We start from the raw sequence: 18,462 nt of genomic DNA, 5'->3' as shown, positions 1-18,462 counted from the left end.
CGTCACGCTCTCTGCTTGATTTTAAGGGAACGAGACCATCGTGTCGGTTGTCGATCACAATGCCATCGAGTTGCCGCGGATCTCCGAGGCCGAGGTCGGCGACTACATCGCGCTTCTGAAGCCGCGGGTGATGTCGCTCGTGATCTTCACCGCGCTGGTCGGCCTGATGATCGCGCCTGGTCACGTCCATCCGGTGCTGGCCTTCACCTCGATCCTCTGCATCGCGGTCGGCGCCGGCGCCTCCGGCGCGCTGAACATGGCCTATGAAGGCGATATCGACGCGTTGATGACGCGCACTGCCAACCGGCCGATCCCACGCGGCCGCATCACAAGTGGAGAAGCCACCGCCTTCGGCCTGACGCTGGCGTTCTTCTCGGTGATGACGCTCGGCATCCTGGTCAACTGGGTCGCGGGCGCGCTGCTGGCCTTCACGATCTTCTTCTATGTCGTGATCTACACGATGTGGCTGAAGCGCTGGACTGCGCAGAACATCGTGATCGGCGGTGCCGCTGGCGCGCTGCCGCCGGTGGTGGCCTGGGCGGCGGCAACCGGCTCGTTGTCGATCGAGCCCGTGCTGTTGTTCCTGATCATCTTCTTCTGGACCCCACCGCATTTCTGGGCCCTGGCGCTGTTCCGCAGCGACGACTACGCCCGCGCCGGCGTGCCGATGCTGCCCGTGGTCGCCGGTCCCGACGCGACCCGGCTGCAGATCCTGCTCTACACGATCGTGCTTGTCGCGATCGCGGTGGCGCCGTGGCCGCTCGGCTATTTCGATGCGGTCTATGGCGTCGCCTCGCTCCTGCTCGGGTCGGGCATGCTCTGGCTCGCGGTCGACGTCTATCGCCGCCGCGAGGGCAAGGAAGCCAATCGCGCCTGCCGCAAATTGTTTGCTTTCTCCATTTTTTATCTGTTCGCGCTGTTCGCGACCTTGCTGGTCGAGGTTGCCTTCCGCACCGTTGCATCATGGGTCGGGTAAGGAGCGCATGAACACGCAATGGATGACAAACGCGAGCAAGAAGGAATTGTCCTTACCGAGGCGCAGCTCAGGAGCCGCCGCCAGCGCTCGATCGCCATTGCGCTCGCGCTCGGTGTCCTGGTCGTGCTGTTCTTCGCGGTCACCCTGGTCAAGGGCCCGGCCGTCCTGGTGCGGCCGATCTGAGATGTGATCGAGATGGCGCAAGAGACGACCACGCCCAGGCAGTCCGGCACGAGCCAAAAGGCGTCCCGCCGCACGCTGACGCGTGACGCGGTGGTTGCCTCGATCTGCGGCTTCGTCGTCGTGCTGATGGTCGGCGCGTCCTATGCGGCGGTGCCCTTTTACAACTGGTTCTGCCGCGCCACCGGCTTCAACGGCACCACCCAGGTTGCGACCTCTGCGCCGGCGGAGGGTCCGCTCGCCCGCAAGATCGAGGTTCGCTTCGATGCCAATGTCGCGCCGGGCCTGCCCTGGAAGTTCGAGCCCGAGCAGAACGAGATCGAAGTCAGGATCGGTGAGGTCGTCACCGTCTTCTACACGGTGACCAACCAGTCGGCGCGGGCGACGACGGCCCAGGCGGCTTACAATGTCGCGCCGCTGACGGTCGGGGCCTACTTCCAGAAGATCAACTGCTTCTGCTTCACCGAGCAGACCCTGGCGCCGGGCGAGAAGCGGGAGATGCCTGTCGTGTTCTATGTCGATCCGGCGCTGGTTGCCGACCGCGAGAACGACAGCCTGAAATCGATCACCCTGTCCTACACTTTCTATTCCGTGCGCGATCCGGTCCCGAAGCCAGTGGCCTCCGGCGAGTCGGACAAGCGCAAGGGCAATCTTTGAATTTCTGAGACGAATACGTGCCTGACGGCACGCGAACGGAGAGACTGCAATGGCTGAGGCGCACGTCAAGCATCACGATTACCATCTCGTCGATCCGAGCCCCTGGCCGGTGGTCGGCTCGATCTCGGCCTTCATCATGTGCTTCGGCGCCATCGGCTGGATGCATCACATGTTCACGGGCGCGCCGATCGTGTTCGGCATCGGCGTGATCGGCGTGCTCTACACCATGGCGAGCTGGTGGGGCGATGTGATCCGCGAGGCCCAGTACAAGGGCGACCACACCCGTGTGGTGCAGCTCCATCACCGCTACGGCATGATCCTGTTCATCGCCTCCGAGGTGATGTTCTTCGTCGCCTGGTTCTGGGCGTTCTTCAACGCCGCGCTGTTCCCGGCCGATCCGGTCCATGCCGCCCGCGACGCGATCTTCGGTTGCGGCGCCGGCACCGCCGCCGGCGCCTGCGCCGTGCCGGGCACCTGGCCGCCGCATGGCATCGAGACCTTCGATCCCTGGCACCTGCCGCTGCTCAACACGCTCTTGCTGCTCACCTCCGGCACCACGGTGACCTGGGCCCACCATGCGCTCTTGGAAAACGATCGCCAGGGCCTCAAATACGGCCTGATCCTCACCGTGCTGCTCGGCGCGGCCTTCACCTGCGTGCAGGCCTATGAATACGCCCATGCGACGTTCTCGTTCGGCGGCAATGTCTACGGCTCCGTGTTCTTCATGGCGACCGGCTTCCATGGCGCCCACGTGATTATCGGCACCATCTTCCTCCTGGTCTGCCTGTTCCGCGCCTATGCTGGCCACTTCACGCCGAAGCAGCACCTCGGCTTCGAGTTCGCCGCCTGGTACTGGCACTTCGTCGACGTGGTCTGGCTGTTCCTGTTCATTTGCATCTACGTGTGGGGCCGCGGCGCCGAAACCATGGCGCACGCCGCGCACTAACCCGCCGTGACGTGCTACAAGGGGCGGCCAGATGGCCGCCCTTTTGCTTTCGCGAGTAAAGATCGAACGACTTGATGCCAGCCGACACTCCCCCGACGGTCACCGAGAGCGCGCTCCGCGGCATCGCCTGCCGCTGTCCGCGCTGCGGCAAGGGCAAGCTCTATGCGGGCTTCCTCACGCTGGCTCCGCGCTGCGAGAGTTGCGGGCTGGATTATGCCTTCATCGATTCCGGCGATGGGCCGGCGATCTTCATCATCATGCTGGCCGGCGCGATCGTCGTTGCCTGTGCGCTGATTGTGGAGGTCAAGTACCAGCCGCCGTTCTGGGTGCATGCGGTGCTCTGGCTGCCGCTCATCGTCGTCGTCACGTTGCTGCCGCTGCGTTCGATGAAATCGCTTTTGATCGCACTCCAGTTCCACCACAAGGCGGCGGAGGGCCGGCTGATCAAGCGCGAGCAGAAATGACCGCAGCATCCACGCAACGGCGCGGCGCCGCTGGCTTCGGCATTTTCACGTTGATCCTGGTGGTGGTGTTCACGGGCCTCGGGATCTGGCAGTTGCAGCGCCGGGTCGAGAAGCATGCGCTGATCGCGGCCCTCAACGAGCGCCTGGCGGCGGCGCCCGAAGCGCTGCCGCAGCCTTCGCAATGGGCCGCGCTACGTCCAGTGAGCGACGAATTCCGCCGCGTCACTTTCACTGCAACCTATGCGAAGCTGCCGGATGCGATGGTATTCAGTTCTGGCTCCGCGGTCCGTGACGACATTTCCGGTCCCGGCACCTGGGCGTTTCTGCCGGCGCGCCTGCCTGACGGCGAGATCGCCGTGATCAATGCCGGCTTTGTGCAGAACACGATGCAGGATCGTGCCCAACAGGATCGCGCGGTCGCGCCGCTGATCACGGGCGAACCGGTCAAGCTGAGCGGCTATCTCCGCTTTCCCGAGGGGGCCGGCTCGCTGACACCGAAGGAAAATCCAGCAAAACGCCTATGGTTCGTCCGCAATCATCTCGCGATGGCGAGCGCGCTCGGCTGGGGCGAGGGCGGCAAGGCCGTCGCGCCCTTCTACATCGATCTCGAGTCGCCCGTGCCCGACAGCGGCATTCCCAAGCCGGGACCGCTGAAGGTCAATCTCAAGGACGACCACATGCAATACGCCATCACCTGGTTCACGCTCGCCGTGGCGGTGTTGATCGTCTTCGCATTGTGGTTTCGCGGCCAACGTCGCGCGTAGATCATGCCGCGCCGAGCGCGGCGATCAGCCAAGCGCGCTGTCGCCGACCGGCAGGAGGCAGCGCACGATGGTCCGTCCGTCTTCGCGCACCAGCTCGAGCGTGCCGCTCAGCGCGCGGGCCCGTTCCTGCATCCCGGTCAGCCCTCGGCCGAAGACGGAGTCCTTGGGAAGGCCGATGCCGTCGTCCGATACCTCCACGATCAGCTCCGCCGCCTTCATCGAAGCCTCCACGGTGACCGAGCGGGCTCGGGCATGGCGCAGCACGTTGGTGATGCTCTCCTGGATCACGCGATAGACGGTCTGCGAGAGCAGACCCTCGATCGCATTCAGCCTGCCGTCGATGTGCGAGACGAGCTTGAGCCCGGGCGCTTGCGCGCGCGCATATTGCAGTAACGTCTCGATGCTTTTTTCCAGCCCCAAGTCCTGGATGTAGAGCGGCCGCAGCCGGTCGAGGATGCGGCGGTTGGCCTGCTGCAGCGCTTCGACCGATTGCAGGATGCCGTCGACGGAGGCCGCAAGTTGCAGGTTGCCATGCGGGAGAGCTTCGAGCAGCGCAACCGCTTTGGCGCGAATGCCGAACAACAGCGGTCCGAGCTCGTCGTGCAGTTCGCGCGCCATATCGCGCCGCTCGTCATCCTGCAGCGAGACGATCCGGCGCAGCAGACCTCGATTGTCCTGGCTCAGCAAGCTCAGCGTGCGGGCAAGTTCGTTGGCTTCCTCGGCGCTTCGGCGGATCTCCGGCGGGCCCGACGGGGGGATGAGCTGCTTATAATCACCCCCGCGCATGCGGGTGAGGCCTTCGCCGAGATCCTGCAGGGGACGCAGCACGGCGCCGGAGGTGAAATAAGCGATAGCGCCGGTGAGCAGCGTCAGCGCAACCACGGAGAATGTGATCGCAACAAAGCCGATCCATTTCTCGAAAATATCGGCCGACAGGTCGGGCGAGAAAATGATCTCACCGACCTGCTTGCCTTCGATCCGGACGGGGAACGATGCGCCCACCTCCGGTATCGTGAGCAGGTCCACGAACCATCGCGGCACCCGTCCGATCGGGGTTTGCACCTCGACCCGCGGCCGCGGGTGGCTTGCACCGTCGGGTTGGAAGCGGATGGCTTCGGAGGTGCCGAGCGCTTGCGCAAAGGCATCCAGCGTCGCTTGCGGATTGGCCGAGGTCCGAAGCGCGCTGTTGAGCGCGTCGGCAACCACCCTGGCCGAACGTGCGGCCGGTGCGCTCTCGTCCGACAGTTGCTCCGGCACGAAAAGCTGCAGCGAACCCGCTCCGATCAGGAGCGCCGCCACGAACATGATACCGAGCGGAAGGAAGAACCGCGTTCGGAGCGAACATTTTTTCCACATTTGGATAATTCTAATTCGCTCCGGTGGTTTTTTCTTTTCACCGGTTCCCGGGGACCTATGTTCTGGATACAGAATGCAAGTGATGCAAGATACGCCGAAACCGGCCACAAGAATATTGATTGTCGATGACCACCCGGTAGTGTTGTCCGGGTGCCGGTCGCTGTTCGCTTCCGACAGCTCGGTGAAGATCGAGGAAGCCACCGACGCCAAGTCGGGACACCGCGCCTATGTCAGCAAGAAGCCTGATGTTACCGTCATCGACATCAACCTCCCGGATGTTTCCGGGTTCGAGTTGATGCGCCGGATCCGCAAGGAGGATCCAGAGGCCAGGATCATCATGTTCAGCATGAACGACGATCCGGCCTTCGTCGTCCGCGCGGTGGAAGCAGGCGCCCAGGGCTATGTTTCAAAGACCGACGATCCCAGGGTGTTCGTGAAAGCCGTCCGCAAGGTCGCGGCAGGGGACAATTACATATCGCCGCACCTTGCCGAAGCCGTGACCTTTTCGGGCGCCGCCATCAAGGCCAATCCGGCCTCGCTGATGTCGCCGCGCGAACTGGAAATCCTGCGGCTGCTTGGCCGGGGCGACAAGATCGGCGAGGTCGCCGCGGCGCTCAACATCTCCTACAAGACCGTCGCCAACACCACTTCGCTTCTGAAGCAGAAGCTGGGCGCCAAGAGCCATTCCGACCTGATCCGTATCGCCGTCGAAATGGCGTTGGGCTGATCCTCACCGCCTGCGGAACTGGTCGCGCCCGAAGGCGCGACCGTTCCCATCGCTTGCATTCGCTTCTGCCGGGGCAATTCGGGAACAGCAGGGCGGTGCAGGCGATTCCTAGAGCTTCTGATCCAATGTGCCGGAGCGTCGGCCGCGCCGCTGATCGCTGCTGCGCTGGCCTCAATGGCGGACATAAACGGGAAGAAACGGCAATGGTTCCGACGCGCCAGAGATCGGCGAGCGATCGAGTCTTGCCGGTCGTGCACCACGGGCCTGTAGAAAGGTGCGAGAAAGAAAGAACCGCACCGCGCCAGCGATGGACTAGCGCATCCCAGCGCGCTTGACGGCGCACCTCCGTCTAGCCTGCCCTGCTTTGCGGCAGCGCCGCACAAGAAGCGGTTTCCCCTTGGCACGAAAACCCTTTATGGTGGCGCTTCGGGTCCGCGCAGCGAGAACTCGATAAATTCCATGATATCAAGGGCTTAAGGTAAAGGCTTGAGCCTTTGGAGGGCGGTTTGACGCGGTATGTTTCGACCCGGGGAGAGGCCCCGGTTCTTGGTTTCTGTGATGTGATGCTGACCGGGCTTGCCCGCGACGGTGGCCTGTACGTGCCCGAAAGCTGGCCGGTCCTGTCGCGCGAAACCATCGCCGGCTTCTTCGGACGGCCCTATTGGGAAGTCGCGGTCGACGTCATCAGGCCGTTCGCGGGCGGCGAGATTTCCGATCCCGATCTCGGTCGCATGGCGAACGAAGCCTACGCGACGTTCCGCCATCCCGCCGTCGTGCCGCTCGACCAGATCGGCCCGAATCAATTCCTGCTGGAGCTGTTCCACGGCCCGACGCTGGCGTTCAAGGACGTCGCGATGCAGTTGATCTCGCGGCTGATGGATCACGTGCTGGCGAAACGTTCACAGCGCACCACGATCGTGGTCGCGACATCAGGCGACACCGGCGGCGCCGCGGTCGAGGCCTTTGCCAATCTCGAAAATGTCGACCTTGTCGTGTTGTTCCCGCAAGGGCGCATCTCCGAGGTGCAGCGGCGGATGATGACGACGACCGGCGCCGCCAACATCCATGCGCTGGCGATTGAAGGCACCTTCGACGATTGCCAGGCGATCGTGAAGGGGCTGTTCAACCATCACGACTTCCGCGATGCGGTGTCGCTGTCAGGCGTGAACTCGATCAACTGGGCACGGGTCGTGGCGCAGGTGGTCTACTATTTCACCTCGGCGGTCGCGCTCGGCGCGCCGGAGCGGACGGTGGACTTCACGGTGCCGACCGGGAATTTCGGCGACATCTTTGCGGGCTACGTCGCCAAGCGCATGGGCTTGCCGATCCGATCCTTGCGGATCGCGGCCAACGTCAACGACATCCTGCCGCGCACGCTGAAGACGGGCATCTACGAGGTCCGCGAGGTTCACGCCACGACCTCGCCGTCGATGGACATCCAGGTGTCCTCGAATTTCGAGCGGCTGTTGTTCGAGGCAAGCCGGCGCGACGCTGACAGTGTGCGGCGGCTGATGGATTCGCTGAAGCAGTCCGGCCGCTTCGTGTTGCCGGCTGCGATGTTAGCTGCGATCCGCGAGGAGTTCGACGCAGGCAAGGCGGATGAGACCGAGACAGCGGCCGCGATCCGTGCCGCCTGGCGCGAGGCCGGGGATCTGGTCGATCCCCACACCGCGGTGGCGCTGGCGGTTGCCGACCGCGATAGCGCCGATTCGAGGATTCCAAATATCGTGCTGTCGACCGCGCATGCGGCCAAGTTCCCCGATGCGGTCGAGGCCGCCTGCGGGGTGCGACCGCAATTGCCGGCCTGGCTCGACGGATTGATGACCAAACCCGAACACCTCAAGGTGATGAAAAGCGATCAGGCGGAAGTCGAAAAGTTCGTATTGTCGGTGAGCCGCGCCGCCAAGCAGGGAGTAACCGGATGAGCGTTGAGATCACCAAGCTGCCGTCCGGATTGACCGTGGTCACCGACACCATGCCGCATCTGGAGACGGCCGCGCTCGGCGTGTGGGCCGGCGTCGGCGGACGCGACGAGAAGCCGAACGAGCACGGGATCTCCCACCTGCTCGAACACATGGCATTCAAGGGCACGACGCGCCGCTCCTCCCGCGAGATTGTCGAGGAGATCGAGGCCGTGGGCGGCGATCTCAACGCCGGCACCTCGACCGAGACGACGGCCTATTACGCGCGCGTGATGAAGGCGGACGTGCCGCTGGCGCTCGACGTGCTCGCCGACATCCTCGCCAATCCCTCTTTCGTGCCGGATGAGCTCGAGCGCGAGAAGAGCGTCATCGTGCAGGAGATCGGTGCGGCGCAGGATACGCCCGACGACGTCGTGTTCGAGCACCTGAACGAGCTCTGCTACCCCGACCAGCCGATGGGCCGCTCCCTGCTCGGCACCGCCAAGACGCTGAAGGGGTTCGACCGCGACATGCTGCGCAGCTACCTCGCAACGCATTACCGCGGGCCCGATATGGTGATCTCCGCTGCCGGCGCGGTGGACCACAAGCGGATCGTCGAAGAGGCAACGCAGAAGTTCGCAAATTTCGACGCGGCGCCCGCGCCGAAGCCGCAGGCGGCGATGTTCGGCAAGGGCGGTTCCCGCGTCGTGCACCGCGACCTCGAACAGGCGCATCTGACGCTGGCGCTGGAAGGCGTGCCGCAGACCGACCTGTCGCTGTTCTCGCTGCAGGTGTTCACCAACACGCTCGGCGGCGGGATGTCGTCGCGGCTGTTCCAGGAGGTGCGGGAGAAGCGAGGACTGTGCTACTCGATCTACACCTTCCATGCCCCCTATAGCGACACCGGCTTCTTCGGCCTCTACACCGGCACCGACCCGTCGGATGCGCCGGAAATGATGGAGGTGATCGTGGACGTGATGAACGAGGCCGTGGAGACTCTGACCGAGGCCGAGATCGCGCGCGCCAAGGCGCAGATGAAGGCGGGGCTGCTGATGGCGCTGGAGAGCTGTTCCTCCCGCGCCGAGCAACTGGCACGCCATGTGCTAGCCTATGGCAGGCCGCTGACGGTGGACGAACTGGTCAGCCGGATCGATTCGGTGAGTGTCGAATCGACCCGCAATGCCGCCCGTGCGCTGCTCGCGCGCAGCCGGCCGGCGGTGGTGGCGCTCGGCAGCGGTAGAGGTCTGGACACCGCGGTGTCTTTTGCGGAAGGATTAACCCAGTCGAAGGCGAAGACGCTCCTGCACTAGGGCATGATCCGGAAAAGTGGTCTCCGGTTTTCCGAAGAGATCATGCCCAAACGGAAGGGCATGATCCGGAAAAGTGGAGACCGGTTTTCCGAAAAGATCATGCCCTAAAAGATAGACCGGCAGCCCGCTAGCGGGCAGGGGAGTTCAAGGGCATGGCCCTGTTTCGTTTGCCGTCCAGCGGACCGGCTGCACTGATGCCGCGGGGTCATGGCCTGCTGCTACGCGCGCCGCAAATGGCTGACTTTCCGCAATGGGCGCAGCTACGCGAATCGAGCCGCGCCTATCTCACGCCTTGGGAGCCGATCTGGCCGTCCGATGATTTGACCCGTTCCGGCTTCCGCCGCCGCCTGCGCCGCTACGCCGAGGATATCGCCGCCGACCGCTCCTATCCCTTCATCATCTTCCGCGAAGTGGACGGCGTGATGGTCGGCGGCATCACGCTCGCCAATGTCCGCCGCGGCATCGTGCAGGCCGGCACCATCGGCTATTGGGTCGGCGAGCCCTATGCGCATCGCGGCTACATGACCACGGCGCTGCGGGTGCTGTTGCCTTCGCTGTTCGGCGAGCTCAATCTGCACCGCATCGAGGCCGCCTGCATCCCCTCCAACGCGCCCTCGATCCGCGTGCTGGAGAAATGCGGCTTCACCCGCGAGGGCTCAGCGCGGCGCTATCTCTGTATCAACGGCATCTGGCAGGATCACCTGCTGTTTGGCCTGTTGCACGAGGATTTCCGGGGCTAGCCCTCGGGTTCCTGGCGCCTCGGTCGCGCCTTTGTTAGCGCCTTGGGTTCGCCGCCATTGCGCTGCTATAACGCCGCGGGAAATGGGATGGCAGGGATTCTCATGGCAAGACATCGTGTGATCAGGGCCGCGATCGCCTCTGTGGTGGCGACTGCGCTTGGTTGCGGCACCCTGGCCGCGCCGGCGGCGGCACAGTCATTGACCGATCGCTTCAAGAGCCTGTTCGGCGGCGGCAAGTCCGAGGAGCAGCCGGCTGAGAAGCCGCCAGCGCCCGCCGGGAGCCAGAGCAACGAATCGGACGTCCTCTGTCCGCCGGTGGCGATCCGTTCCGGTGCCTCGACTTACGCGGTGGGGGCGCCCGGCAAGGAACCGGTCGGCAGCGACCTCAGGTTCCAGGCGACGATCACCCGCACCGCCCGCGAATGCGCGCTCAATGGCGGCGACATCACGGCGCGGATCGGCATCCAGGGCCGGATCATCGTCGGTCCTGCCGGCGCCCCGCCGACCGTTCAGGTGCCGCTGCGCGTCGCCGTCGTGCAGGGCGGCGTCTCGGAAAAGACGATCGCGACCAAGGCCTATCAGACCACAGTGACGATGGGCGAAAGCGGCAGCGAGCCCTTTACGCTGGTGGCTGAGGATCTGACCTTTCCGGCGCCGTCAGCCGACGTTGCCGAGAACTACATCTTCTACATCGGCTTCGACCCGCAGGCCCTGAAGCCCGAGCCAAAGCCCAAGGCAGCGCGGAAGAAGTAGCGGAAGGTTGCGCGGCCAGCACGCGGAGCCCGTATACCCCGCGAAGGCGGGGTATCCAGTACACGACAGCGCTCGTAGCTTGGTCGAGACGCCGCGGAGTACTGGATCGCCCGCCTTCGCGGGCGATGACCAGAGAGCGGCACAACAAACGAGCAAGACAACAAAAAAAGCCGGCGCGATCATCTCGCGCCGGCTTTTTGATTGGCGTTGAAGCCGCTCAGTTCAGCTTGGAACGAACCTCGGCGATCCCCTTGGCGAGGAGGTCGTCGGCAATGGAGCCCTTGACCGACTGCGACAGGATGGTGGACGCCGCTGTCACCGCGGCATCCGCCGCAGCAGCACGGACATCCGCCAGAGCCTGGGCTTCGGCGAGCGCGATCTTGTTCTCGGCGGTCTTGGTCCGCCGCGCGACAAAATCTTCCATCTTCGTCTTGGTTTCAGCCGCGATGCGTTCGGCGTCCGCCTTGGCGCTCGCGACGATTTCCTCCGCCTCGCGCTCGGCAGTCGTGCGCTTGGCCTTGTATTCGGCGAGCAGCTTTGCGGCCTCTTCCTTCAGACGGCGAGCGTCATCGAGTTCGGCCTTGATGCGTTCGCTGCGGTTGTCCAGCGCCTTCAGCACCGTGCGATGGATGCCAAGATAGGCAAACACCACCATCAGGATGACGAAGGCGATCGCAACCCAGGTTTCCGGCTCGGTCAACATCAGGCTTGTCCCTTCAGCGAGGCGTCGACGGCGCTGTTCACCGCAGCGCCATCCGGCGCCGCGCCGGTCAGCCGCTGCACGATCGCGGTCGCCGCATCCGCCGCAATGCCGCGGACATTGCTCATCGCCGTCGCCCGTGTCGCCGCGATGGTTTTCTCGGCGTCGTGGAGCTTGGCCGTAAGCTTGTCCTCCAGCACCTTGCGTTCGGCTTCGGAGGCCGCGTTCAGCTTCTCGCGGGTCTCGTTGCTGATGGCCTGAGCGCGGGAGCGCGCGGCCGCCAGGTCGTTCTCATAGGCCTTCAGCGCAGCGGCGGACTCATCCTTGAGCTTCTGCGCGTCCGCCAAATCGCCCTCGATCATGTTCTGGCGCGCTTCGATCACGCCGCCGACACGCGGCAGCGCGAAACGCGACACGATAATGTAGAGCGCGACAAAGGCGATCGCCAGCGACACCAGTTGCGAGGCGAAGGTGGACGAATCGAACGGAGGGAAACCTCCGCCGTGGCCGCCATCGGCTTCGGTGTGGGCGCCGGCCTTCTGGCCTGATTTTTCGCCATGACTCTCAGCCATGGAGTTCTCCTGTAGCTGTCACGGACGCCGCCCGCAGGCGGCGCAAGAGTGTACCGCTCAGAGCGGAACGAACAGCAAGAGCAGCGCGATCAGCAGCGAGAAGATGCCGAGCGCTTCGGTCACGGCGAAGCCGAAGATCAGGTTGCCGAACTGGCCCTGGGCGGCGGACGGATTGCGCACCGCGGCGGCAAGATAGTTGCCGAAGATGACGCCCACGCCGACGCCCGCACCGCCCATGCCGATGCACGCGATGCCCGCGCCGATAAGTTTAGCTGCTGCCGGTTCCATAGTTTGCTCCTTGGAGAGAAAGACAGATGTGGGTGGAAATTCCCCGGACCGCTCAGTGTCCCGGATGAATGGCGTCGTTGAGGTAGATGCAGGTCAGGATCGCAAACACATAGGCTTGCAGGAAAGCGACCAGCAATTCGAGGGCGGTCAATGCGACCGTGAGGGCGAGCGGCATCACGCCGCCGAGCCAACCGACGGCGCCGAGCGAGACGCCGAGCATCGCGACGAAACCCGCGAACACCTTCAGCGCGATATGGCCGGCCAGCATGTTGGCGAACAGACGCACGCTGTGCGAGACCGGCCGCAGGAAGAACGACAGGATCTCGATGAACATGACCAGCGGCAGGATGTAGATCGGCACGCCGGACGGCACGAAAATCTTGAAGAACTTCAGCCCGTTCTTGTAGACGCCGTAGATCAGGACGGTGAAGAATACCAGCAGCGCGAGCGCTGCGGTGACGATCAGGTGGCTCGAAATCGTGAACGTGTAGGGGATGATGCCCACGAGGTTCGAGACGCAGATGAACATGAACAGCGAGAAGATCAGCGGGAAGAACTTCATGCCTTCCGCGCCGGCGGTGCTGCGGATGGTGCTGGCGACGAACTCGTAAGAGATTTCGGCGACCGACTGCAGGCGCCCCGGAACCAGCTGCCGGCCGCTTGCCAGCATCAGCACCGAGATCAACGCCACCGCCACGAACATGTAGAGCGTCGAATTGGTGAAGGCGATCGTGTGATCGCCGATATGGCCGATCGTGAAGAGGGGCTCGATATTGAACTGGTGGATCGGATCGATTTTCATCCGCGCGGCTCTTGGTCCCCCGGCTTATCCGCCGGCAATCGAATTACAGATGTCGTGACTTCCGCCAGAACTCAGCGCTTGCCTGAGGCCACGCCAGCAGACCTCACCACGTTGACCACGCCGGCCGTGAAGCCGAGCAGCAGGAACACGATGAGACCGAACGGCGATGTCGACAGCAGACGGTCGAATCCCCAGCCAATCACCGCCCCGACGACAACGCCCGCGACCAATTCCGAGGAAAGCCGGAAACCGAGCGCCATCGCGGAAGCTTTGGCGGCACCGTCTCCGCTTTCTGTTCCGGATTGATCAGTCCTGATTTTGCGGCTGTCGCGAATTTCGGACAACCGATGATCCAGACTTCCGAGCCTTGCGGAAAGCGCAGCTTCGTCGGACGACGACTGGTCGCGATTTCCACTTGCGTTGTCGTTTTTGTTTTCCGCCATGCGGCAGACACTAAACGATACTGCGGTTGATGGAAATTGCGCCGCCACCCTCAAAAGCCGCGCGGACCATACTTACCGTGTCCAATCAAGTCAAGATTGCGTAACAACTAGTTAGCGCATTGATTCGATTGCACTTCTTTGAAGATATTCCAGATGTCTGCGACCTGTCATCGCAACGCAACAGCTGACATTCAGGCAGCGGCGGTCTTGCACCGGCCGGGACGCTCTGTTGGGATGGGCGCATCGTCGCACCAATCCCGCTCGGAGCCGCCATGTCGCGCCAGGTCGACTACTACTTCTCGTTTCAATCTCCCTGGGCCTATATCGGCGACCGGCCGTTCCGCGATCTCGTCACTGGCTTTGGTCTCAAGGTGAACTACAAGCCGGTGGTGCTGGTCGACTTGTTCTCGGAGACCGGCGGCTTGCCGCTGCTGAAGCGTCATCCGGTGCGGCAACGTTATCGGATGGTGGAATTGCAGCGCTGGCGCGACCGGCGCGGATTGCAGTTTCATCTGAAGCCCGCGCACTGGCCGTTCAATGCCCGCCTTGCCGATGGTGCCGTCATCGCTGCAATCGAGGCCGGCTTCGATCCCGATCCTTTTCTGAAGCGCGGTTTTGTCGCGGTCTGGGAGGATCAGCTCGATCTCGCCGATCCCGCGACGGTGGTGCGCCTTGCCGACGAAGCGGGCCTGCCCGGCAGCAAGCTGGTGGAACGTTCCGCCTCGGAGGCAATCAGCGCGGCCTATGAGCAGAACCGTCAGGATGCGATAACGGCCGACGTATTCGGCTCGCCTGCCTATGTGCTGGATGGCGAGGTGTTTTGGGGGCAGGACCGGCTGGATTTGCTCGCCGATGCATTGAAGTCGGGCAGGCCGCCCTATACGTCGGAGGTGTAGGGGCACGCTCATCTTGCGGGAGGAAGCCGATGCGAAACGCCACGTCATCCTCGAAAGTTTCCACGGTCCTGGCCGGTGTGGCGTTGAGCTTGAGCCTGAGCGGCACAGCCTTTGCCCAATCCCGGCCGGATACCGAGAACGGCCGTTACGCGCTGTCGACCACCGCCGATGGCGTGCTGCGGCTCGACACGCGGACCGGCACGGTCTCAACCTGCAACAATAATTCGGGGACAGGCTGGGCCTGTTATGCCGTGCCTGACGAGCGCGCCGCGATGGACGCAGAAATCGGCCGGCTGCAGGCCGAGAACGAGACGCTCAGGGCCGAGCTCGCGCAGCGGGATCAGGCCACCACCGGCAAGACCGACGAGGCGCTGCCTAAATCGGACTCGTTGAAGCAGGGCGAGCCGAAGGTCGCCGAGGGCGGACGCAGGATCGAAATCCCGTTGCCGAGCGATCAGGATATGGATCGCGTGATGTCCTTCCTCGAGCGCGCCTGGCGCCGTCTGGTCGAGATGGCCAACCGCGTGCAGCGCGACACGTCGGGGAAGATTTGATTCCTTCGTAGGATGGGTAGAGCGCAGCGAAACCCATCATCGCTCCACAATGACCAAGGTTGATGGGTTTCGCTGCGCTCTACCCATCCTACCTACTCCTACGACGGCTTCGTTCATGACCTCACTCTCGCGCAGCGCTCCATCAACCGTCAGTGTCACCACCATCGTGTCAGCGCTACTGACCGTTCATACGCCGGGCGTCGGCTTCACCAACCTCACCTCGGAAGTCGCAAAATTCCTGCGCGAGGCGCGCGGCGCCGAGGGGCAAGTGACGCTGTTCATCCGCCACACCTCGGCGTCGCTCACCATCCAGGAGAATGCCGATCCGACCGTGCTCGAGGATCTCCTCACCGCGCTGCGCCGCCTGGCGCCGGAGGATGGCGGATGGCGCCATGACACCGAAGGCCCCGACGACATGCCGGCGCATATCAAGACCATGCTGACGTCGACCTCGCTCCAGGTTCCGGTATTGGATGGCGAACTTGCGCTCGGCACTTGGCAGGCGATCTACCTGATCGAGCATCGCACGAGGCCTCACCGGCGCGAGGTCGTGCTGCAGTTCATCGGCAGCACAAGATGATGCAGATCGTCTCTCCACCCGGGCTACGAACTCGGAGATGCTCAAACAAAATCGGCCGCGGATCGCTCCGCGGCCGATCGAGCAAGCGCTTCAAGCGCGCTTCGTCTCAGGTCTTGCTGATGTCGACGTCCTTGGTCTCCGGCAGGAACAGGAAACCGACCACCGCGGTGATCGCTGCGAAGATGATCGGGTACCAGAGGCCGGCATAGATGTCGCCAGTGGAGGCCACGATCGCGAACGCGGTTGCCGGCAGCAAGCCACCGAACCAGCCGTTGCCGATGTGATAGGGCAGCGACATCGAGGTGTAGCGGATGCGGGTCGGGAACAGTTCGACCAGCATCGCGGCGATCGGGCCGTAGACCATGGTGACGAAGATCACCAGGATGAACAACAGCCCGATCACGGCCGCGACCTGCGGACGGAAGATGTCGAACGGGTTCGACATCTTCACGATGCCGGCGTCACCCGTCTTCGGATAGCCCGCTGCCTGGATCGCCGCCAGCACCGCAGCATTGGATGTCTTGGCGTCAGCGTAAGGAACTTCCTTGCCGTTGACGACGACCTTCACGCCCGAGCCGGCCGGGCCTGATGTCGTCGCGTACTTCACCGACGACTGGGCGAGGTAGGCACGCGCGGTGTCGCAAGGCGCAGTGAACACGCGGGTGCCGACCGGGTTGAACAGATCGCCGCAGCCTGCGGGATCGGCCACCACTTCGACCTTGGTGGATTCGATGGCCTTCTCCAGCGCCGGGTTGGCGTTGGTGGTGATCATCTTGAAGATCGGGATGAAAGTCAGCGCCGCGATCGCGCAGCCGGCGAGGATGATCGGTTTGCGGCCGATCTTGTCGGACAGGGCGCCGAACACGATGAAGAAACCGGTGCCGAGCAGGAGCGACCAGGCGATCAGGAGGTTGGCGGTGTAGCCGTCGACCTTCAGGATCGATTGCAGGAAGAACAGCGCGTAGAACTGGCCCGTGTACCAGACCACGCCCTGGCCCATGGTGCCGCCGATCAGCGCAAGCAGCACGATCTTGGCGTTGGCCCAGTTGGCGAAGGCCTCGGTCAGCGGCGCCTTGGAGCTCTTGCCCTCGTCCTTCATGCGCTGGAACACCGGCGATTCGTTCAATCGCAGCCGGATCCAGACGGAGATGCCGAGCAGCAGCACCGACACCAGGAACGGAATGCGCCAGCCCCATTCCGCAAAGGCCTGTTCGCCGGTCATTGTCCGGGTGAACAAGATCACCAGCAGTGACAGGAACAGGCCGAGCGTGGCCGTGGTCTGGATGAAGGAGGTGTAGTAGCCGCGCTTGCCTTGCGGGGAGTGCTCGGCGACATAAGTTGCCGCACCGCCATATTCACCGCCGAGAGCCAAGCCCTGCAGCAGGCGCAGCGCGATCAGGATGACCGGCGCGGCAAAGCCGATGGTGGCCGCGTTGGGCAGCAGGCCGACAATGAACGTCGACAGACCCATGATCAGGATGGTCACGAGGAACGTGTATTTGCGGCCGACGATGTCGCCGACGCGGCCGAACACGATGGCGCCGAACGGACGCACCAGGAAGCCGGCGGCGAAGGCAAGCAGGGCGAAAATGTCGCGAGTCGCCGGCGGATAGGCCGAGAAGAACTGCGCGCCGATGATGCTGGCCAGCGATCCGTACAGGTAGAAGTCGTACCACTCGAAGACGGTACCGAGCGAGGAGGCAAGGATGACGAAGCGTTCATCCTTCGTCATCCCGGCGCGGCGCGCCGAACTTGCAGTCATTGTGGACATCTGGATCATTCCCCCCAAATTATTGCTGCTAAACTCGCCTGCCGCGTTCGGCCGGATGAGCTACGGGCTTGGAAAGAGGGTAACATCGCGGCAAAAGCCGCCCCAATACGACTTTCGGCTCTCTTCACGACCTTTCGTGCCGCGAGGAGCACGCCGGCCGTGCGGTCCCCGATCCGGACTTCGGCCCGCGTGTTGCGACGCACAAGCGCGCGCATTAACTGCTTCGACAGACGGTAGAATTACGGCTTGCACGCAGCCTTCGGTCGGAGGACAAGGATAAAAAAGGGGGCGGCGACCCGCTCAAGAGATACCGATGACTGCTGCTGTCCAGACCCATCTCGTCATCGCCGATGACCATCCGCTGTTCCGCGATGCGCTGCGGCAGGCAGTCGCGAGCGTCGTCAGTTCGGCTGCCATTACCGAAGCAGGTTCGTTCGACGAGCTCACCGCCTTGCTCGAGAAGGACGCCGACGTCGACCTCATTCTGCTCGACCTGACCATGCCGGGGATCAGCGGCTTCTCGGGCCTGATCTATCTGCGCGCGCAATATCCGGCGATTCCGGTGGTGATCGTATCAGCCAGCGATGATGCCACCACGATCCGCCGCTCGCTCGACTTCGGCGCGTCCGGTTTCATCCCGAAGCGCTTCGGCGTCGATACGCTGCGCGATGCCATCATGAAGGTGATGGACGGCGACGTCTGGGTTCCCGCCGACACGGACCTCTCGTCGGCCGGCGATCCCGAGATGGCGCGGCTGCGCGACCGGCTGGTGACGCTGACGCCGCAGCAGGTGCGCGTCCTGATGATGCTGTCGGAGGGTTTGCTCAACAAGCAGATCGCCTACGAGCTCGGCGTCTCCGAAGCCACCATCAAGGCGCATGTATCAGCAATCCTGCGAAAGCTCGGCGTCGAAAGCCGCACCCAGGCGGTGATCGCCGCCGCCAAGATCGCCGGTGGCCAATGGCGCCAGGGCACGCCGCAGGTGTGATCAGCCACCGCTGAATTGTAGATGGGGTAACGGGCCGCGGTCTGCCCTCCAAGCAAGCCGCGCTTGCTACGGCGCTATGGGTGGCGCGCTGCGC

22 protein-coding genes are annotated in these 18,462 nt (G+C 63.7%); 15 read left to right on the top strand and 7 right to left on the bottom strand.

Annotated elements, in window-relative coordinates:
* The first annotated feature begins 40 nt into the window (after positions 1-40).
* From AC5ZGW_RS35325 to AC5ZGW_RS35300, 6 genes are all read left to right on the top strand, one after another.
* Positions 41-976 (top strand): heme o synthase, encoded by a 936-nt coding sequence (locus AC5ZGW_RS35325; protein WP_130227288.1) that lies wholly within the window; start codon positions 41-43, stop codon positions 974-976.
* An 18-nt stretch (positions 977-994) separates the two neighbouring features.
* Positions 995-1,159 (top strand): cytochrome c oxidase system small membrane protein, encoded by a 165-nt coding sequence (locus tag AC5ZGW_RS35320; protein ID WP_028167936.1) that lies wholly within the window; start codon positions 995-997, stop codon positions 1,157-1,159.
* 12 nt (positions 1,160-1,171) lie between these two features.
* Positions 1,172-1,813: a cytochrome c oxidase assembly protein gene (locus AC5ZGW_RS35315; protein ID WP_130227289.1), complete on the top strand. Its 642-nt coding sequence runs from the start codon at positions 1,172-1,174 to the stop codon at positions 1,811-1,813.
* 49 nt (positions 1,814-1,862) lie between these two features.
* On the top strand, positions 1,863-2,759 hold the full coding sequence (locus AC5ZGW_RS35310; RefSeq protein ID WP_028167934.1) for a cytochrome c oxidase subunit 3: 897 nt from the start codon (positions 1,863-1,865) through the stop codon (positions 2,757-2,759).
* A gap of 74 nt (positions 2,760-2,833) precedes the next feature.
* Positions 2,834-3,223, top strand: coding sequence for a DUF983 domain-containing protein (locus tag AC5ZGW_RS35305; protein ID WP_130227290.1), 390 nt, complete (start codon positions 2,834-2,836; stop codon positions 3,221-3,223).
* Complete coding sequence (locus AC5ZGW_RS35300; protein ID WP_130227291.1) at positions 3,220-3,987, top strand: SURF1 family protein; 768 nt, start codon at positions 3,220-3,222, stop codon at positions 3,985-3,987. The genes AC5ZGW_RS35305 and AC5ZGW_RS35300 overlap by 4 nt, the downstream gene beginning before the upstream one ends.
* A 24-nt stretch (positions 3,988-4,011) precedes the next feature.
* On the opposite strand, the gene AC5ZGW_RS35295 is transcribed toward AC5ZGW_RS35300, so the two are convergent.
* The gene (locus AC5ZGW_RS35295; RefSeq protein WP_130227292.1) at positions 4,012-5,343 is read right to left on the bottom strand and encodes a histidine kinase; all 1,332 of its coding nucleotides are present in this window, start codon (positions 5,341-5,343) and stop codon (positions 4,012-4,014) included.
* Between the two features lie 82 nt (positions 5,344-5,425).
* On the opposite strand from AC5ZGW_RS35295, the gene AC5ZGW_RS35290 reads away from it, so the two are divergent.
* The 5 genes from AC5ZGW_RS35290 to AC5ZGW_RS35270 all read left to right on the top strand — a co-directional run bounded on the left by AC5ZGW_RS35290 (position 5,426) and on the right by AC5ZGW_RS35270 (position 10,774).
* A complete protein-coding gene (locus AC5ZGW_RS35290; RefSeq protein ID WP_028167930.1) occupies positions 5,426-6,070 on the top strand; it encodes a response regulator transcription factor in 645 nt (214 codons plus the stop codon).
* Positions 6,071-6,576: 506 nt separating this feature from the next.
* Positions 6,577-7,995, top strand: coding sequence for a threonine synthase (gene thrC / locus AC5ZGW_RS35285; protein ID WP_165435315.1), 1,419 nt, complete (start codon positions 6,577-6,579; stop codon positions 7,993-7,995).
* On the top strand, positions 7,992-9,281 hold the full coding sequence (locus tag AC5ZGW_RS35280; protein ID WP_130227294.1) for a M16 family metallopeptidase: 1,290 nt from the start codon (positions 7,992-7,994) through the stop codon (positions 9,279-9,281). Before thrC ends, AC5ZGW_RS35280 begins: the two co-directional genes overlap by 4 nt.
* A 152-nt stretch (positions 9,282-9,433) precedes the next feature.
* Positions 9,434-10,021, top strand: coding sequence for a GNAT family N-acetyltransferase (locus AC5ZGW_RS35275; protein ID WP_130227295.1), 588 nt, complete (start codon positions 9,434-9,436; stop codon positions 10,019-10,021).
* Between the two features lie 102 nt (positions 10,022-10,123).
* The gene (locus AC5ZGW_RS35270) at positions 10,124-10,774 is read left to right on the top strand and encodes a hypothetical protein (protein WP_245474819.1); all 651 of its coding nucleotides are present in this window, start codon (positions 10,124-10,126) and stop codon (positions 10,772-10,774) included.
* A 217-nt stretch (positions 10,775-10,991) separates the two neighbouring features.
* On the opposite strand, the gene AC5ZGW_RS35265 is transcribed toward AC5ZGW_RS35270, so the two are convergent.
* The 5 genes from AC5ZGW_RS35265 to AC5ZGW_RS35245 form a co-directional block, all read right to left on the bottom strand.
* Positions 10,992-11,477 carry a F0F1 ATP synthase subunit B family protein gene (locus AC5ZGW_RS35265; protein WP_130227297.1) on the bottom strand — a complete coding sequence of 162 codons (486 nt, stop codon included), beginning with the start codon at positions 11,475-11,477 and terminating at the stop codon, positions 10,992-10,994.
* On the bottom strand, positions 11,477-12,046 hold the full coding sequence (locus AC5ZGW_RS35260; RefSeq protein WP_130227298.1) for a F0F1 ATP synthase subunit B family protein: 570 nt from the start codon (positions 12,044-12,046) through the stop codon (positions 11,477-11,479). The genes AC5ZGW_RS35265 and AC5ZGW_RS35260 overlap by 1 nt, the downstream gene beginning before the upstream one ends.
* A 57-nt stretch (positions 12,047-12,103) precedes the next feature.
* Positions 12,104-12,334, bottom strand: coding sequence for a F0F1 ATP synthase subunit C (locus AC5ZGW_RS35255; RefSeq protein WP_027537362.1), 231 nt, complete (start codon positions 12,332-12,334; stop codon positions 12,104-12,106).
* A 52-nt stretch (positions 12,335-12,386) separates the two neighbouring features.
* Positions 12,387-13,136 carry a F0F1 ATP synthase subunit A gene (locus AC5ZGW_RS35250; RefSeq protein WP_130227299.1) on the bottom strand — a complete coding sequence of 250 codons (750 nt, stop codon included), beginning with the start codon at positions 13,134-13,136 and terminating at the stop codon, positions 12,387-12,389.
* A gap of 71 nt (positions 13,137-13,207) precedes the next feature.
* Positions 13,208-13,579 carry an AtpZ/AtpI family protein gene (locus AC5ZGW_RS35245; RefSeq protein ID WP_130227306.1) on the bottom strand — a complete coding sequence of 124 codons (372 nt, stop codon included), beginning with the start codon at positions 13,577-13,579 and terminating at the stop codon, positions 13,208-13,210.
* Positions 13,580-13,851: 272 nt separating this feature from the next.
* On the opposite strand from AC5ZGW_RS35245, the gene AC5ZGW_RS35240 reads away from it, so the two are divergent.
* The 3 genes from AC5ZGW_RS35240 (at position 13,852) to AC5ZGW_RS35230 (ending at position 15,609) form a co-directional block, all read left to right on the top strand.
* Complete coding sequence (locus AC5ZGW_RS35240; protein ID WP_130227300.1) at positions 13,852-14,475, top strand: 2-hydroxychromene-2-carboxylate isomerase; 624 nt, start codon at positions 13,852-13,854, stop codon at positions 14,473-14,475.
* A 29-nt stretch (positions 14,476-14,504) separates the two neighbouring features.
* Positions 14,505-15,029 carry a hypothetical protein gene (locus tag AC5ZGW_RS35235; protein WP_130227301.1) on the top strand — a complete coding sequence of 175 codons (525 nt, stop codon included), beginning with the start codon at positions 14,505-14,507 and terminating at the stop codon, positions 15,027-15,029.
* Between the two features lie 115 nt (positions 15,030-15,144).
* A complete protein-coding gene (locus AC5ZGW_RS35230; RefSeq protein ID WP_130227302.1) occupies positions 15,145-15,609 on the top strand; it encodes a secondary thiamine-phosphate synthase enzyme YjbQ in 465 nt (154 codons plus the stop codon).
* Between the two features lie 106 nt (positions 15,610-15,715).
* Here AC5ZGW_RS35230 and AC5ZGW_RS35225 read toward each other — a convergent pair whose 3' ends face one another.
* Positions 15,716-17,341, bottom strand: a complete 1,626-nt coding sequence (locus AC5ZGW_RS35225) for an MFS transporter (RefSeq protein ID WP_207231062.1) — start codon at positions 17,339-17,341, stop codon at positions 15,716-15,718.
* Between the two features lie 352 nt (positions 17,342-17,693).
* On the opposite strand from AC5ZGW_RS35225, the gene AC5ZGW_RS35220 reads away from it, so the two are divergent.
* The gene (locus tag AC5ZGW_RS35220) at positions 17,694-18,368 is read left to right on the top strand and encodes a response regulator (protein ID WP_130227304.1); all 675 of its coding nucleotides are present in this window, start codon (positions 17,694-17,696) and stop codon (positions 18,366-18,368) included.
* Positions 18,369-18,462 lie beyond the last annotated feature (94 nt).

Source organism: Bradyrhizobium sp. Crot121 (assembly GCF_059512385.1).
Note: the sequence above shows the minus strand (reverse complement) of the source record. Positions and strands in the feature narration are given on the sequence as shown.

Excerpts from the sequence above, each read along its gene's own strand:
- AC5ZGW_RS35240 (WP_130227300.1), top strand. The coding sequence starts at position 13,852 with ATGTCGCGCCAGGTCGACTACTACTTCTCGTTTCAATCTCCCTGGGCC.
- AC5ZGW_RS35260 (WP_130227298.1), bottom strand. The coding sequence starts at position 12,046 with ATGGCTGAGAGTCATGGCGAAAAATCAGGCCAGAAGGCCGGCGCCCAC.
- AC5ZGW_RS35270 (WP_245474819.1), top strand. The coding sequence starts at position 10,124 with ATGGCAAGACATCGTGTGATCAGGGCCGCGATCGCCTCTGTGGTGGCG.
- AC5ZGW_RS35230 (WP_130227302.1), top strand. The coding sequence starts at position 15,145 with ATGACCTCACTCTCGCGCAGCGCTCCATCAACCGTCAGTGTCACCACC.
- AC5ZGW_RS35220 (WP_130227304.1), top strand. The coding sequence starts at position 17,694 with ATGACTGCTGCTGTCCAGACCCATCTCGTCATCGCCGATGACCATCCG.
- AC5ZGW_RS35275 (WP_130227295.1), top strand. The coding sequence starts at position 9,434 with ATGGCCCTGTTTCGTTTGCCGTCCAGCGGACCGGCTGCACTGATGCCG.
- AC5ZGW_RS35265 (WP_130227297.1), bottom strand. The coding sequence starts at position 11,477 with ATGTTGACCGAGCCGGAAACCTGGGTTGCGATCGCCTTCGTCATCCTG.
- AC5ZGW_RS35235 (WP_130227301.1), top strand. The coding sequence starts at position 14,505 with ATGCGAAACGCCACGTCATCCTCGAAAGTTTCCACGGTCCTGGCCGGT.
- AC5ZGW_RS35305 (WP_130227290.1), top strand. The coding sequence starts at position 2,834 with ATGCCAGCCGACACTCCCCCGACGGTCACCGAGAGCGCGCTCCGCGGC.
- AC5ZGW_RS35320 (WP_028167936.1), top strand. The coding sequence starts at position 995 with ATGGATGACAAACGCGAGCAAGAAGGAATTGTCCTTACCGAGGCGCAG.
- AC5ZGW_RS35310 (WP_028167934.1), top strand. The coding sequence starts at position 1,863 with ATGGCTGAGGCGCACGTCAAGCATCACGATTACCATCTCGTCGATCCG.
- AC5ZGW_RS35290 (WP_028167930.1), top strand. The coding sequence starts at position 5,426 with ATGCAAGATACGCCGAAACCGGCCACAAGAATATTGATTGTCGATGAC.
- AC5ZGW_RS35225 (WP_207231062.1), bottom strand. The coding sequence starts at position 17,341 with ATGACGAAGGATGAACGCTTCGTCATCCTTGCCTCCTCGCTCGGTACC.
- AC5ZGW_RS35250 (WP_130227299.1), bottom strand. The coding sequence starts at position 13,136 with ATGAAAATCGATCCGATCCACCAGTTCAATATCGAGCCCCTCTTCACG.
- AC5ZGW_RS35245 (WP_130227306.1), bottom strand. The coding sequence starts at position 13,579 with ATGGCGGAAAACAAAAACGACAACGCAAGTGGAAATCGCGACCAGTCG.
- AC5ZGW_RS35315 (WP_130227289.1), top strand. The coding sequence starts at position 1,172 with ATGGCGCAAGAGACGACCACGCCCAGGCAGTCCGGCACGAGCCAAAAG.
- AC5ZGW_RS35280 (WP_130227294.1), top strand. The coding sequence starts at position 7,992 with ATGAGCGTTGAGATCACCAAGCTGCCGTCCGGATTGACCGTGGTCACC.
- AC5ZGW_RS35295 (WP_130227292.1), bottom strand. The coding sequence starts at position 5,343 with ATGTGGAAAAAATGTTCGCTCCGAACGCGGTTCTTCCTTCCGCTCGGT.
- AC5ZGW_RS35300 (WP_130227291.1), top strand. The coding sequence starts at position 3,220 with ATGACCGCAGCATCCACGCAACGGCGCGGCGCCGCTGGCTTCGGCATT.
- AC5ZGW_RS35255 (WP_027537362.1), bottom strand. The coding sequence starts at position 12,334 with ATGGAACCGGCAGCAGCTAAACTTATCGGCGCGGGCATCGCGTGCATC.